12 protein-coding genes are annotated in these 14,101 nt (G+C 61.9%); 4 read left to right on the forward strand and 8 right to left on the reverse strand.

Annotated elements, in window-relative coordinates:
* Positions 1-2: 2 nt before the first annotated feature.
* Positions 3-626, reverse strand: a complete 624-nt coding sequence (locus tag NRB16_RS03710) for an energy transducer TonB (RefSeq protein ID WP_257105495.1) — start codon at positions 624-626, stop codon at positions 3-5.
* Between the two features lie 99 nt (positions 627-725).
* Here NRB16_RS03710 and NRB16_RS03715 point away from each other — a divergent pair, with 99 nt between their 5' ends.
* Positions 726-1,508, forward strand: a complete 783-nt coding sequence (locus NRB16_RS03715) for a class I SAM-dependent methyltransferase (RefSeq protein WP_253115228.1) — start codon at positions 726-728, stop codon at positions 1,506-1,508.
* A 91-nt stretch (positions 1,509-1,599) separates the two neighbouring features.
* On the opposite strand, the gene NRB16_RS03720 is transcribed toward NRB16_RS03715, so the two are convergent.
* The gene (locus tag NRB16_RS03720) at positions 1,600-2,235 is read right to left on the reverse strand and encodes a TetR/AcrR family transcriptional regulator (protein WP_045488627.1); all 636 of its coding nucleotides are present in this window, start codon (positions 2,233-2,235) and stop codon (positions 1,600-1,602) included.
* Positions 2,236-2,334: 99 nt separating this feature from the next.
* Between NRB16_RS03720 and NRB16_RS03725 the strand changes: the two genes are divergently transcribed.
* Both NRB16_RS03725 and NRB16_RS03730 read left to right on the forward strand, forming a co-directional pair.
* Positions 2,335-3,435, forward strand: coding sequence for an efflux RND transporter periplasmic adaptor subunit (locus tag NRB16_RS03725; protein WP_257105496.1), 1,101 nt, complete (start codon positions 2,335-2,337; stop codon positions 3,433-3,435).
* A gap of 6 nt (positions 3,436-3,441) precedes the next feature.
* Positions 3,442-6,507, forward strand: a complete 3,066-nt coding sequence (locus tag NRB16_RS03730) for an efflux RND transporter permease subunit (RefSeq protein ID WP_253138933.1) — start codon at positions 3,442-3,444, stop codon at positions 6,505-6,507.
* Positions 6,508-6,590: 83 nt separating this feature from the next.
* Here the strand turns inward: NRB16_RS03730 and NRB16_RS03735 are convergent, their stop codons facing one another.
* The 6 genes from NRB16_RS03735 to dapE all read right to left on the reverse strand — a co-directional run bounded on the left by NRB16_RS03735 (position 6,591) and on the right by dapE (position 13,075).
* Positions 6,591-7,280 carry a DUF4197 domain-containing protein gene (locus tag NRB16_RS03735; protein WP_045488634.1) on the reverse strand — a complete coding sequence of 230 codons (690 nt, stop codon included), beginning with the start codon at positions 7,278-7,280 and terminating at the stop codon, positions 6,591-6,593.
* Between the two features lie 55 nt (positions 7,281-7,335).
* The gene (locus tag NRB16_RS03740) at positions 7,336-7,737 is read right to left on the reverse strand and encodes a YbaY family lipoprotein (RefSeq protein WP_253138930.1); all 402 of its coding nucleotides are present in this window, start codon (positions 7,735-7,737) and stop codon (positions 7,336-7,338) included.
* A gap of 53 nt (positions 7,738-7,790) precedes the next feature.
* Positions 7,791-10,277 (reverse strand): glycerol-3-phosphate 1-O-acyltransferase PlsB, encoded by a 2,487-nt coding sequence (gene plsB, locus NRB16_RS03745; RefSeq protein WP_045488640.1) that lies wholly within the window; start codon positions 10,275-10,277, stop codon positions 7,791-7,793.
* Between the two features lie 440 nt (positions 10,278-10,717).
* Positions 10,718-11,095 carry a hypothetical protein gene (locus NRB16_RS03750; RefSeq protein WP_045488643.1) on the reverse strand — a complete coding sequence of 126 codons (378 nt, stop codon included), beginning with the start codon at positions 11,093-11,095 and terminating at the stop codon, positions 10,718-10,720.
* A 19-nt stretch (positions 11,096-11,114) separates the two neighbouring features.
* Positions 11,115-11,924, reverse strand: a complete 810-nt coding sequence (locus NRB16_RS03755) for a putative RNA methyltransferase (RefSeq protein ID WP_045488646.1) — start codon at positions 11,922-11,924, stop codon at positions 11,115-11,117.
* Complete coding sequence (gene dapE, locus NRB16_RS03760; RefSeq protein WP_253138926.1) at positions 11,924-13,075, reverse strand: succinyl-diaminopimelate desuccinylase; 1,152 nt, start codon at positions 13,073-13,075, stop codon at positions 11,924-11,926. The genes NRB16_RS03755 and dapE overlap by 1 nt, the downstream gene beginning before the upstream one ends.
* A gap of 179 nt (positions 13,076-13,254) precedes the next feature.
* Between dapE and tcdA the strand changes: the two genes are divergently transcribed.
* The gene (tcdA, locus tag NRB16_RS03765) at positions 13,255-14,070 is read left to right on the forward strand and encodes a tRNA cyclic N6-threonylcarbamoyladenosine(37) synthase TcdA (protein WP_257105497.1); all 816 of its coding nucleotides are present in this window, start codon (positions 13,255-13,257) and stop codon (positions 14,068-14,070) included.
* The last annotated feature ends 31 nt before the right edge of the window (positions 14,071-14,101 follow it).

Raw genomic sequence — 14,101 nt, forward strand, 5'->3', positions numbered from 1 at the left:
GGTCAGGCGACCTGACGCAGGTTTTGCAGAATCAGGGGCCGTGCCCAGCCATTGTCGAAGTCCAGTGCACGCTGCTGACTGACCAGGGTTGCTTGGTCGTAAGGCTCGGCCGGCTTCTCGGCCAGATCCCATTCCAGCTCGGCGATCGGCAAATGCAGCGGGCGAGGTCGTGGGGCGGCGCTTGGCGACTTGCCACTGTCATCGTACGCATGGAACACCGTCGGGCGAACCCACTCGGTATCGAACTCCAGGTTACGCTGCTGCTCGATCAGTTCCATGGCACTGAATGGTTCGGCAGCCGGTGGCAGCAGATCCAGTTCAAATTCGGCAATCGGCAGAAACAGCGGCTCAGGCGGACGCACTTGAGTGTCAGTCACCGGGCAGGCGCGCTGTTCAACGATTTTGCTCAGGGTTTGGGCGCCAGCAATCGGCTCACCGGTGCTTTGATCCAGAATTTCAGGGAAAGCGGTTGTAGCGACCGCCTTGTCATCGCCAGACTGTTCGGCCATCGCCCGGGCGAACGCATCGGACCAGAGCTGGGTTACATCCCCCAGGACCCGGTTGTTGCGCAGGCTGAAGTCGCCACTGTGCGACAAGTACCCGATTGATTGAACATTATCTGACATGGCGATCAGTACTGGCTCTGGCTCTGGCAAAATGCCTGATACCGAAGTTATCGGCCGCTTTGGCCGATCATTAATTTATTTTTCGAGTGTGTAGAAGCAATGAGCGAGCAGTCAGGTGGCAGCGTGATCCGGGTCGAAGCCCTGGACCCGGCCGGGCAGGAACAAGCCCATTACTGGGCGCAGCGTCTCGGTTTGGCGTTGCAGGCCGAACAGGCCGACTTTGCCTTGCAGGTCAGCGCCGACGGCCTGCAGTTGCAGCAACTGGGCAAGGATGCGCCCGGTGCGGTGCGGGTGGATTTCGTCGACGGTGCAGCAGCGCACCGACGGTTGTTCGGCGGTGGCAGCGGGCAGATGATTGCCAAGGCGGTGGGCCTGCAACCCGGTGTGCGGCCACGGGTGCTGGATGCCACGGCGGGGCTGGGCAAGGACGCTTTCGTACTTGCTACTCTGGGCTGTGAAATGCAGTTGATCGAGCGTCAGCCGATCATCGCCGCGCTGCTCGAAGACGGTCTGGCCCGTGGCCGGCAAGACGCCGAGGTGGGCGAAATCCTGCGTCGCATGCAATTGCTGAGCGGTAATTCCATCGAGCTGATTCGCAACTGGCAGGGCGAGCCGCCGCAGGTTATCTACCTGGACCCGATGTTTCCGCACCGCGACAAGAGCGCGCTGGTGAAAAAGGAAATGCGCCTGTTCCGCCCGCTGGTCGGTGACGACCTCGATGCCCCGGCGCTGCTGCATGCCGCTCTGGCGCTGGCCAGCCATCGGGTGGTGGTCAAACGCCCGCGCAAGGCCCCGCCTATCGAAGGTGCCAAGCCGGGCTATACCCTGGAGGGCAAGTCCAGCCGGTACGACATCTATCCGAAGAAAGCGCTAAAACCCTGAGGCTTGCATTTGTAGGAGATGCTCGTAGGAGCTGCTTTAGCAGCGAAACACGGTAAGGCCTTCGCGGCTAAAGCGTAGCGCCGCCCGGTCGCTACGGTTTTGCATAAGCCCTGACGAACAGCTTCACCACCTCCTGCACGTGGGCCTCGACACTGGCCGGGTCGCGCTCGGCGCAACAGCCTACCAGCAGGCGAAAGTGGTCGATGCCCTTGATCAGACTGAGAAAGTGCCCCGCCGCGCTGTGCGGCGACGGGATCTGCAACTGCCCGCTCTGATCGGCACGGATCATGAAACGCTGCATGCCGTCGAGCACCCGTTGCGGGCCCGCCTTGAAAAAGGTCTGCGACAGGACCGGGTCCTGAATCCCCAATGTGGCCATCAAGCGGTGCAATTGCAGGGATTCGGGGCTATTGATCAAGTGCTCGAAGGCCCGGGCGATCGTTAGCAGCATGTCTGCCACGGGCAAGTTGTCGTTGAATTCGAAATACGGATCAGGCAACAGCTCTTCGCAGCAAGCGGTCACCGCCTCGATGAACAAGGTTTCTTTGTCAGTGAAATGGCTATAGACGGTGAGCTTGGACACCCCGGCTTCGCTGGCGATGCTGTCCATGCTGGTGCCGGTGTAGCCATGCCGGATGAACAGGTTTTTCGCGGCCTCAAGGATGGCACGGCGCTTTTCCAGATCCTTGGGACGGCCAGGGCCAGGTGTGGACGGTAAATCAGGCATTTTTGGGTCTAATAATGTACTGGTGAGTTTTGTATTTTTTAATATACTCGCCGGTACAAATATTCCAAGCCCACACTCACGGAAGAATCCGCCTACATCATGCCGCGTCATATCCTGTCTCCGATCCTCGCTATCGGCTTGGTAACGCTACTGACCGCTTGTGGTCAGGAAGCAGCTGCGCCAGTTACCGTCCGTCCGGCTCTGGTGGTGCAACCCCTCCCTGCGTCACGTTCCATGGACAGCTACCCCGGTGAGGTCCGTGCCAGGTTCGAGCCGGAGCTGGCCTTCAGAATCGGCGGCAAGGTCAGTCGCCGCCTGGTCGAGGAGGGGCAGCGGGTCAAGGCCAACCAGCCGCTGGCTGAGCTCGATGCTCAGGATGTACGCCTGCAACGCGAGGCGATGCGTGCTCAAGTGGCAGCGGCCGAGGCCAACCTGCAACTGGTGCGCGCCGAGCGCGACCGCTACAAAACCCTGCTGGGCAAGCAGATGGTCAGCCAGTCGCAATACGACAATGCCGAAAACCTCTATCGCTCTGGTGAGGCGCGCCTCAAGCAGCAACGCGCGGAACTTACCGTGGCCGATAACCAGGCCGACTACACCGTATTGCGGGCGCCGCAAGAGGGCGTGATTGCCAGGCGTGCCGTGGAGGTCGGCCAGGTGGTCGCTGCCGGGCAGATAGTCTTCACCCTGGCCGCCGATGGTGAGCGGGAGGTGAGTATCAGCCTGCCGGAGCAGAATTTTGCCCGCTTCAAGATCGGTCAGCCGGTTACGGTCGAACTGTGGACCCAACGTGACCGGCGTCTGCCGGGGCGGGTTCGCGAGCTCTCGCCAGCCGCCGATCCGCGTTCGCGCACCTTCGCGGCCCGCATTGCATTCGAGGCCGGTCAGGTGCCGGTCGAGCTGGGCCAGAGCGCCCGGGTCTATGTCGCCAACGAGCATGCAGTCGCGTTGGCGGTGCCGTTGTCAGCGGTCAGTGCCGAGCAGGGCGCCAGCTATGTCTGGCGGGTTGAGGCCGACAGCACCCTCAAACGTGTTGCCGTGCAGCTTGGGCCATGGGGCCAGGAAACCGTGCCGGTGCTCGAAGGGCTGCGCGCCACCGATTGGGTGGTGGCCGCTGGCGTACATGTGCTGCGCGAAGGTGAGCGAATCCGCCCGGTGGATCGCAGTAACCGGGTGGTCGACCTGGCTGGCAAGGAGTAACCTGCGATGCACTTCAACCTTTCCGAATGGGCGCTGCGGCATCGCCAGGTGGTGCTGTACCTGATGATCGTGCTGGCCGTGGTCGGTGCGTTGTCTTATAGCAAGCTGGGGCAGAGCGAAGACCCGCCGTTCACCTTCAAGGTCATGGTGGTTCGTACCCTGTGGCCGGGTGCCAGCGCCGAGGAAGTGGCGCGTCAGGTCACCGACCGGGTCGAGAAAAAGCTGATGGAAACCGGCGAGTACGAACGCATGACCTCGTTCTCCCGGCCCGGTGAGTCCACGGTGATCTTCATGGCCCGCGATTCGCTTTTTTCGGCGTTCCTGCCCGAGCTGTGGTACCAGGTGCGCAAGAAGGTCGGCGATATCCGGCACACCCTGCCGGCCGGGGTGCAGGGGCCATTCTTCGATGACGAGTTCGGCACCACGTTCGGCAATATCTACGCGCTGACCGGCCAGGGCTTTGACTACGCGGTGCTCAAGGATTATGCCGAGCGCATCCAGATTCGCCTGCAGCGGGTCAAGGATGTCGGCAAGGTCGAACTGATCGGCGTGCAGGACGAGAAAATCTGGATCGAGCTGTCCAACGTCAAACTGGCGACCCTGGGGGTTCCATTGCAGGCTGTCCAGCAGGCGCTGGAAGCGCAGAACGTAGTGGCCTCGTCGAGCTTCTTCGAAACCTCACAGGAGCGTATTCACCTGCGGGTCAGCGGGCGCTTTGTATCGGTCGATGAGATTCGTGACTTCCCGATCCGCGTCGAGGGTCGAACCTTGCGTATCAGTGACCTGGCCGAGGTGACGCGTGGTTTCAACGATCCTCCGGCACCAGGCATGCGCTTCATGGATCAGGACGCGATTGGCGTGGCCGTGGCAATGAAAGGTGGCGGCGATATCCTGGTGCTGGGCAAAGCGCTGCAAGCCGAGTTTGCTCGCTTGCAAGCCAACCTGCCGGCCGGCATGGAACTGCGCAAGGTGTCTGATCAACCGGCGGCGGTGCGCACCGGCGTGGGCGAGTTCGTTCAGGTGCTGGCCGAGGCGTTGATCATCGTCCTGCTGGTGAGCTTTTTCTCATTGGGCGTACGCACTGGCATGGTAGTGGCGCTGGCCATCCCGTTGGTGCTGGCAATGACCTTTGCCTGCATGCTCTATCTGGGCATCGGCCTGCACAAGATTTCGCTGGGCGCGCTGGTACTGGCGCTGGGGTTGCTGGTGGACGACGCGATCATTGCCGTGGAAATGATGGCGATCAAGATGGAGCAAGGCTACGACCGGCTCAAGGCGGCCAGCTTTGCCTGGACCAGCACCGCGTTCCCGATGCTCACCGGCACCTTGATTACGGCAGCAGGCTTTCTGCCCATCGCCACTGCACAATCGAGCACCGGTGAGTACACCCGCTCGATCTTCCAGGTCGTGACCATCGCCTTGCTGGCCTCGTGGGTGGCGGCGGTGATGTTCGTCCCATGGCTGGGTGAAAAACTGCTGCCGGACCTGGCGAAAAAGCACGCGCTGCGGCATGGCAGCGGGGTTGAGCCTGACCCCTACGCGACGCCGATGTACCAGCGGGTACGGGTGGTGATCGAATGGTGCGTGCGGCGCCGCAAGACGGTGATTGTTGCCACCGTGGCGCTGTTTGTACTGTCGCTGGTGATGTTCCGCTTCGTGCCGCAGCAGTTCTTCCCGGCGTCCGGACGTCTTGAGTTGATGGTTGACCTGAAGCTGGCCGAAGGCGCGTCGCTGAGCAATACCACCGAACAGGTCAAACGCCTGGAGGCACTGCTCAAGGATCATCCCGGTATCGAAAATTATGTGGCCTATGTCGGCACCGGTTCACCGCGTTTCTACCTGCCGTTGGACCAGCAACTGCCCGCAGCGAGCTTTGCCCAGTTTGTGGTACTGGCCAAGACCATCGAAGACCGTGAGCAATTGCGCAGTTGGCTGATCAGCGCCCTTAATGAGCAGTTCCCGACCTTGCGCTCACGAGTGACCCGGCTGGAGAACGGCCCGCCGGTCGGCTACCCGGTGCAGTTCCGGATTACCGGCGAACACATCGACGAGGTTCGGGCGCTGGCGCGTAAGGTCCAGGCCAAAGTGCGCGAGAATCCGCACGTGGCCAACGTCCACCTGGACTGGGAAGAGCCCAGCAAGGTGGTGCATTTGAACATCGACCAGGACCGCGCCCGGGCACTGGGGGTGAGCAGCGGCGACGTGGCGAAATTCCTCCAGTCGTCGCTGACCGGCTCCAGCGTCAGCCAGTTTCGTGAAGACGATCAGTTGATCGATATCGTCATGCGCGGCACCCGCAGTGAGCGTGAGCGGTTGCAGGACCTGTCGAGCCTGGCCGTGCCGACCAGCAACGGCACAAGCATCGCTCTGGCGCAGATCGCGACCCTCGAATACGGCTTCGAAGAAGGCGTCATCTGGCATCGCAACCGCCTGCCGAACGTCACGGTACGCGCCGACATCTACGGTCCGCAGCAGCCGGCTAGCCTGGTCAAGGAGATTCTGCCGAGCCTTGCCCAGGTGCGTGCCGAACTGCCCGATGGCTATCTGCTGGAGGTCGGTGGTACGGTGGAGGATTCCGAGCGTGGCCAGAGCTCGGTCAATGCCGGGGTGCCGTTGTTCATCGTGGTGGTGCTGACCCTGTTGATGATCCAGCTGCGCAGCTTTTCGCGGATGTTCATGGTGTTCATCACCGCGCCACTGGGGCTGATAGGCGTGACCCTGTTTCTGTTGGTGTTCAACCAGCCGTTCGGCTTTGTGGCCATGCTCGGCACCATCGCCCTGTCGGGAATGATCATGCGCAACTCGGTGATATTGGTCGATCAGATCGAGCAGGACATCGGCTCCGGGCAAGACAGCTGGCACGCGATCATCGACGCCACGGTGAGGCGCTTCCGCCCCATCGTACTCACCGCGCTGGCCGCAGTGCTGGCGATGATCCCGCTGTCACGCAGCCTGTTCTTCGGGCCGATGGCGGTGGCAATCATGGGTGGCCTGATCGTCGCCACGGCCCTGACCCTGCTGTTCTTGCCGGCCTTGTATGCGGCGTGGTTCAGGGTGAAAAAGCCGGAGTAGGACCGGCCGGGCGACGATCCGCTTTGGTCGGGGAAAGAGTCGATGCTTTCCCGGCTAAAGCCGGTCCTACGGGAGCCGCGAGATCACAACGCGCCAAATACCTTCTTCGCCAGGCTGGTCGCGGCAGCGGCCGGGTTGGCGCGGATGCTCTGCTCCTGCTTGGCAATCATCTCGAACAAACCATTGAGCGCCTGCTCGGCCACATAGTTTTCGACGTTGGCGTTCTTCGCGTCCAGCACGCCCAGCGCGGCAGCCTGGCCAGCGAAAGCGTTGTATTTCTGCGCCACGCCAACCTTGTCGGTGGCCTGCTTGACGATCGGCAGGAACTTGGCGCGAATCGCCTCACGACTGGTTTTGTCCAGGTATTGGGTAGCCGAATCCTGGCCGCCGCTGAGAATCGCCTTGGCATCAGCCACGGTCATCTTCTTCACCGCATCGACCAGCAACGCCTGAGCCTGTGGCACCGCGGCCTCGGCGGCCTGGTTCATGCTGGTTTCGAGTTGATCGACCTCAGCGCCCATACCGAATTGGCGCATCTTCTTGGCGACCTTGCCCAGATTGCCCGGCAGTTCAATGCGCACGTCCTGGTTATTGCTGAAACCGCCCGGTGTGCCCAGTTGCTTGACCGCGATCTGCGCACCCTGGGTCAGGGCATCCTTGAGTCCGCCACTGGCGTCCGACTGCGACAGATCGCTCAGCGACAGGGCGAAAACATTAGCCGAGAGCAACAGGCCTGCACACAGGCCAGCGAAAGTGAACGAGGGGCGAAACATGGCAGGATCCTTTTCCGGTTGAAACATCTTGAATGGAGCAAGTGCTGCAAGAGTATCAGGGAAGTGCCGGATTGACCCGGATGCGCAGCGGCTGCCGGTCACTGCCATCCAGGTTCACGCTGTGCCGTTCAGTGCTGATGAACAACAGGCGCCCGTCGGCCTCTATGCGCGCGCTGACGGCGTAGCTGTGGCCGGGCGTCACCTGTGCAGGATCGTATTGCAGATGAAAAGGCAGTGGTACCTGAGTGTTGATGGGCGTGTTGTACTGGGCCAGCGTGGTCGCTGGTGCGTCGGCGCGTGACACGTCTTGCAGGCTGACACTCAGCGTCGCGGCAGGCGGCAGGGCACTGCGTTGCAGGTAGAACACCTCGCCTTCAAGGCTGGCGATGCCGGGTTTGTGCATGGCCGAGCAAGCACTCAGTAGTGCTGTCAGGGCGATAAGCGGGATGGCTTTCATGCCGGGGCTCCTTGAGAAACCGCCTGCCCGGAGCAGGCGGGTTGAACATAACACTAGCCAGCTGCAGGTGCTTCGTCGTCTGCGCCCTGCAACGTGACCTGGTGAATCGACAGGCGGATTTCTGCGGTCAGTACCCGCTTGGCGGCGCCTTCGGCCATCTCGCCAAGCTGCGGGTGGTAGCTGAGTTTGCCATTGACGTCTTTGCGCAATACGCCCTGGTCGAGCAGGGTCTGGATGAAGTGGCGGAACAGGCTTTTGTCGAAGAACTCCGGCGCATTGAGGCCATGCAGGATCGACAGGCGCTGTGCCATGACTGTGCACAAGTCTTCCAGTTCTTCTGCGCTCAGCGCGTGCTGGCCGTTATCCAGCAGCAGCGCGACAGCCATATAGAAGCGTTGTAGGGTCTGGGCGATGGCGCGTGACAGCACAGTCAGTTGCACGAACTCCCGCGAGCTGGGCTCGGGGCGCAGGTACACGTCATTTTCCAGGCGCAACAGACCTTGCTCGACAAACGCTGCCAGCCACTGTTCGATGACTTCGTCCAGTTCGGCCAGCGACCAACGGATGAACAGCTCCGACTGCAGATAAGGGTACAGGGCACGGGTGTAGCGCAGGATCAACTCGCGGCTCATCCGTGACCAGCTCTGGAAGAAGCAGGCCAGCAGCGAGGGCAGGGCAAAGATATGCAGGACATTGTTGCGGTAGTAGGTCATCAACACCGCGTTCTGCTCGTCCAGATAATAGATGCGCCCCAGCGCGTCCTTTTGCTCGGCCAGCAGTTCCATGCTTTTCACATGCTCGATCAGCGCCTTGCCGTCACCGTCCGGCAGCGTGGTGTGCGCGGAGTAAGGCACCTGGCGCAGTAGCGTCAGGAACAGATCCAGGGTGCGCTCCAGCGCCTGGTCACCCAGTGCCAGGCGCGGCGTGGACAGCAAGGCCAGGGCCACCAGATTGACCGGGTTGATGGCGGCCGCCTCGTTGATCCGTTGCGCCACGCGCTCGGCCAGCTGGTTAGTGGTCGTGCTCAGCCATTGCGGGCGATCGTGCGGGCCGACCGACTGCTGACGCCAGTCTGGTTGTTGCTGGTCAAGAAATTCAGCCAGGCGGATCGGTTCGCCAAAGTTGACCGCCACCTCGCCGAAGCGTTTTTTCAGCGCGCCGAAGACCTTGAACAGATCGAACACCGATTCTTTCTTTTTGGTCTTGCCGCGCAATTCACCCAGATAGGTACGGCCTTCGAGTACCCGTTCATAACCGATATAGACCGGCACGAAGACCAGCGGCATGCGTGGATTACGCAAAAAGCTGCGCAAGGTGATGGCCAGCATGCCGGTCTTGGGTTGCAGCATGCGCCCGGTGCGCGAGCGGCCGCCTTCGACAAAGTATTCGACCGGGAAGCCTTTGCTGCACAGGGTGTTGAGGTATTCGTTGAATACCGTGCTGTAGAGCGGATTGCCTTTGAAGCTGCGGCGCATGAAAAACGCCCCGCCACGGCGCAGCAGGTTACCGACCACCGGCATGTTGAGGTTGATCCCGGCGGCGATGTGCGGCGGGGTCAGGCCATTGCGGAACAACAAATAGGAGAGCAGCAGGTAGTCGATGTGGCTGCGGTGGCACGGCACGTAGACCACCTCATGCCCTGGTGCGACCTTTTGCACGTTCTCGATGTGATTGACCTTGATACCGTCGTAGATCTTGTTCCAGAACCAGCTGAGCAGCACTTCCATGAAGCGGATGACGGTATAGGTGTAGTCCGAGGCGATCTCGTTGGCATAGCCCAGCGCCTGCTCACGGACCTTGGCTTCAGGCAGGTTGTCGCGTTCGGCGGCTTCCTTGATCGCTTGCACCACCAACGGTGCTCTGATCAGGTCCTTGACCAGATTGCGTCGGTGCGAAACGTCCGGGCCGATAACCGAACTGCGCACATTGCGAAAATGCACCCGCAGCAGCCGCTGGGTCATGCGCAGGGTCAGGGCCGGTCCCTTGTTCTGCGCCAGCAGGTCGCGCAAGTGAATGGGCGCGGAAAACTGCACACGGGTCTTGCGGCCCAGAATCAGAATGGTCACCAGCCGCCGCAACCGCCCGGTCACCGCCCAGCTGTCAGCGAACAGCAACTTCCAGGCGCTGGACTCATGGTCGGGCGACTGCCCCCAGAACACACTCACCGGAATGATCTGCGCATCCTCGCCCGGATACTCATTGAGCGTATTGAGTAACCGCTCCAGCACCGGTGGCGCCCCGCGTTTGTCATGGCGCCCCAGCCAGTCTGGCTCCGGGGTCAGATAGAAGAACCCGGCTGGCTCTAGCTGACCATTGACCGCGACTTCCAGTACCGGACGCGGCAGGCCCACCTTGGTGCACTCCCGATCCACCACTGCCAGATCACTCAGCGCTGGCGACTGCAAGGCATAAAACACCGGCTTGCTGCGGTCCAGATCCAGCTTCAGCGACGACTGATTGATCGTCTCCGAACGAACCCAGAGAAACAACACACGGCGCAAGGCACCGAAGACAAGGCGGTGCAACGGAGATCGGGTCATACGGAGTCTGCTAACAAGGAAGGCATGGGCGGCCGGGGCGACAGTGTGCCGTATCCGCCAGGGAACGGCAAAAAGACCGGTGTCGTCTATTGGTGTCAAGAATCGTAGGAAAGTTCGCAGCGACAGCCCCAAGCAGGAGCTCGCTGTCCATGCTTGGCTCGTGATCTTGCTCTGCTGTAGCTTTGCTTTTGCTCTCGAACCAAGATGGCGCAGACGACGCGAATCGCGACTTTGGTGCTGGCCGAGGGTAGGCATCGATTCGGGGGAGAAACCGACATGGATGTCGCTGCTCTTGATATCAGGAGCAGGTGCGCTGGGCAGGACGCCCATCGCGCCGGCCCCGAGGATCAAACAACCGCAGCAATGACCCTTGCACAAAACGAAAGGCCTTCGCGGCTAAAGCCGCTCCTACGGGCGATCCCGCGCCAGGCCAGCTGATGTCAGGAGGTGCGCCAGATAATCTCTTGTTCACCTTCGGCACTGATCCTGATCCACCGGTCAGCGTCCTCCTCACCATCATCCTCCGCCCAACTGCCCGGCGCACAGCGTACCTCAACAGCCAGCGCCGCAAACGCCGCATGGGCGCAGGCAATATCGTCGTCCCAAGGCGTCTTGTCACTCTCCAGAAACAGACTGTTCCACTTGCCCACTGCCTTGGGCACCCAGGTCACCGGCACCTCGCCGGCCCGGCACTTCCAGGTCTGGCCTTTCTGCTGCCACTCACTGCACGGCCCCAGCGCGACACTCAACCAGGCAGTAATCGCCTTGTGATCGACGTCTTCGTCCTTCAGGTAAATCTCGATATCAGGTTGACGCATGATGGCCTCGAAAAATGGCTTACTGCAGCACGAAATAATCGTAGCGCATGGAAACGGTGACCTTGAACGGGCCAGGGTAATCGATGACCGCTGCCCGGCGCTCGGCGCTGGCCCGCCAGCCATGTGGCGTCATCGCCAAGAGATCGGCACGCGACTGGCTGTCGATCAGCTTGAGGGTATAGGTCAGGGTCTCGCTGTGAGCCAGCTCCATCCCCTCCGGTACCAGTGCCAGATGCTTGTCATCGGCGTAGTCGCGGACTTCGTCGTACAGCTTCTGGCGCATCTCCATCAGATGGCCGCTGGTCGGCCCCACGCGCATCAGGCCGCCGCCAGGCGTCAGCAGACGCCTGGCCTCAAGCCAGTCCAGCGGGCTGAAGACGCTGGCCAGAAACTGACAACTGGCGTCCGGCAACGGAATGCGCGCCATGCTCGCGACCAGCCAGGTCAGGCTGCTGTCACGCCGGCAGGCGCGTTTGATTGCCTCGCGGGAAATATCCAGCGCATAGCCATCGGCTTTGGGCAGTGCCTCGGCAATTTGCGCGGTGTAATAGCCTTCGCCGCAGCCGATGTCCAGCCAGCGCCCCGGCGCTCGCTCGGCGGCCAGTTCCGCCAGACGGCGGGCCACCGGCGCGTAATGGCCGGCGTCGAGAAAGCGCCGCCGGGCTTCGACCATCGCCTGGTTATCGCCCGGGTCACGGCTGTTCTTGTGCTGCACCGGCAGCAGATTCAGGTAGCCCTGGCGTGCGCGGTCGAAACGATGGTTGGCCGGGCAGGCCACACCGTTGTCGGCGTTGGCCAGTGGCGCTGCGCAGATTGGACAGGTGAGCATCAGGCGAGCAACTTGACCAGGGTCTGATAGTAGATCTCGGTCAGCACGTCGAGGTCGCTGGCCAGGATGCGTTCGTTGACCTGGTGGATGGTGGCGTTGACCGGGCCGAGTTCGACGACCTGGGTGCCCAACGTGGCGATAAAGCGACCGTCAGAGGTGCCGCCGCTGGTCGAAGCCTGGGTTTCGCGACCAGTAATGTCACGGATGCTCGCCGACACGGCATCAAGCAGCGCGCCTGGCTCGGTCAGAAATGGCAGGCCCGACAGCGCCCAGTCGATGTGCCAGTCCAGGTCGTGCTTGTCGAGAATTGCTGCGACGCGCTGTTGCAGGCCTTCGACAGTGGACTCGGTAGAGAAGCGGAAGTTGAACACCGCGACCAGCTCACCGGGAATCACGTTGGTCGCACCGGTGCCCGAGTTGAGGTTGGAGATCTGAAAGCTGGTCGGCGGGAAGAATGCGTTGCCTTCGTCCCAGTGCTCGGCAGCCAGTTCAGCCAGGGCCGGGGCGGCCAGATGAATCGGGTTTTTGGCCAGATGCGGGTAGGCCACGTGGCCTTGTTTGCCGCGCACCTGCAAGGTGGCGCCGAGCGAGCCACGGCGGCCGTTCTTGACCACGTCACCGACCAGCGTGGTGCTCGACGGCTCGCCGACGATGCACCAGTCCAGACGCTCGTTACGTGCTGCCAGGCGTTCGACCACCGCCTTGGTGCCGTGGTGCGCCGGGCCTTCTTCATCGCTGGTGATCAGAAAGGCCACCGAGCCTTTGTGATCGGGGTAGTCGCGCACGAAGCGTTCGCTGGCCACCACCATCGACGCCAGGCTGCCTTTCATGTCGGCTGCACCACGGCCGCAGAGCATGCCGTGCTCGTCGATCAGCGCGTCGAACGGGTCGTTCTGCCAGGCCTGTACCGGACCGGTGGGCACCACGTCGGTGTGGCCGGCAAAACACAGCACCGGCCCGTCACCGTTGCCATGGGTGGCCCAGAAGTTATCGACGTCTTCGATGCGCATTGGTTCGAGCTTGAAGCCGACCGCGCCCAGGCGTTGCATCATCACCGCCTGGCAATCGGCATCGAGCGGCGTAACCGATGGCCGACGAATCAGGTCGCAGGCCAGTTGGAGAGTGGGCGAGAGGTCGGCTGGGGCCGTCATGAACAGGACTCCGGTTGCAGGGCGCAGAATGTGCGAGGTGCGAAAAGGCCGATATCTTAAAGCAAATTTGCCCGCTCCATGCGCCTGAATCGGCGGCTTTGCGACAGTCCGTTGCTGGCGGTGGGTGTCCTGCGCGGCGTCAACGCCTATAATGCGCGCCGGTTTTCGAGGTCATGAACATGAGCACAGCAGATCCACGTTTTGCCGGTATCGCCCGGTTGTATGGCAGCCAGGGGCTGGAGCGCCTGCAAGCGGCCCATGTCGCGGTGATTGGTATTGGTGGCGTGGGTTCGTGGGCTGCTGAGGCGCTGGCGCGCAGTGGCGTGGGCGAGATATCGCTGTTCGATCTGGACGACGTCTGTGTCAGCAACACCAACCGCCAGTTGCATGCGCTGGACGGTACTGTGGGGCGGGCCAAGGTCGAGGTGATGGCCGAGCGTATTCGGGCGATCAACCCGGACTGCGTGGTGCATGCGGTGATGGACTTCGTGACCCCAGACACACTGGCTGAGTACATCACTCAAGAGCTGGATTTCGTGATCGACTGTATCGACAGCGTCAAGGCCAAGGCCGCGCTCATTGCCTGGTGCAAGCGGCGCAAGATCGGCCTGGTGACCACCGGCGGTGCAGGCGGGCAGATCGACCCGACGCAAATCCAGGTCTGTGACCTGAACCGTACCTTCAACGATCCGCTGGCGGCCAAGGTGCGTTCGACCCTGCGCCGCGACTACAACTTCTCGCGTACCCCCAGCCGCAGCTACAGCGTGCCGTGTGTATTTTCCAGCGAGCAGTTGCGTTATCCGATGCCCGACGGCAGCGTGTGCCAGAGCAAGACCTTTGTCGGCGAGGGCGTGCGTCTGGACTGTGCCGGTGGCTTTGGCGCAGTGATGATGGTTACCGCGACCTTCGGCATGGTCGCGGCGAGCAAGGCAGTGGACAAACTGGTAGCCGGGACCCGCCGGCCAGCGGAACGGGTCAAGCCAGCAAACTGTTGAAAAACTACCTGCGTTGCCATTGCTACGTTAA

The sequence above is a fragment of the Pseudomonas sp. LJDD11 genome (assembly GCF_024584215.1).
Taxonomy (GTDB): domain Bacteria; phylum Pseudomonadota; class Gammaproteobacteria; order Pseudomonadales; family Pseudomonadaceae; genus Aquipseudomonas.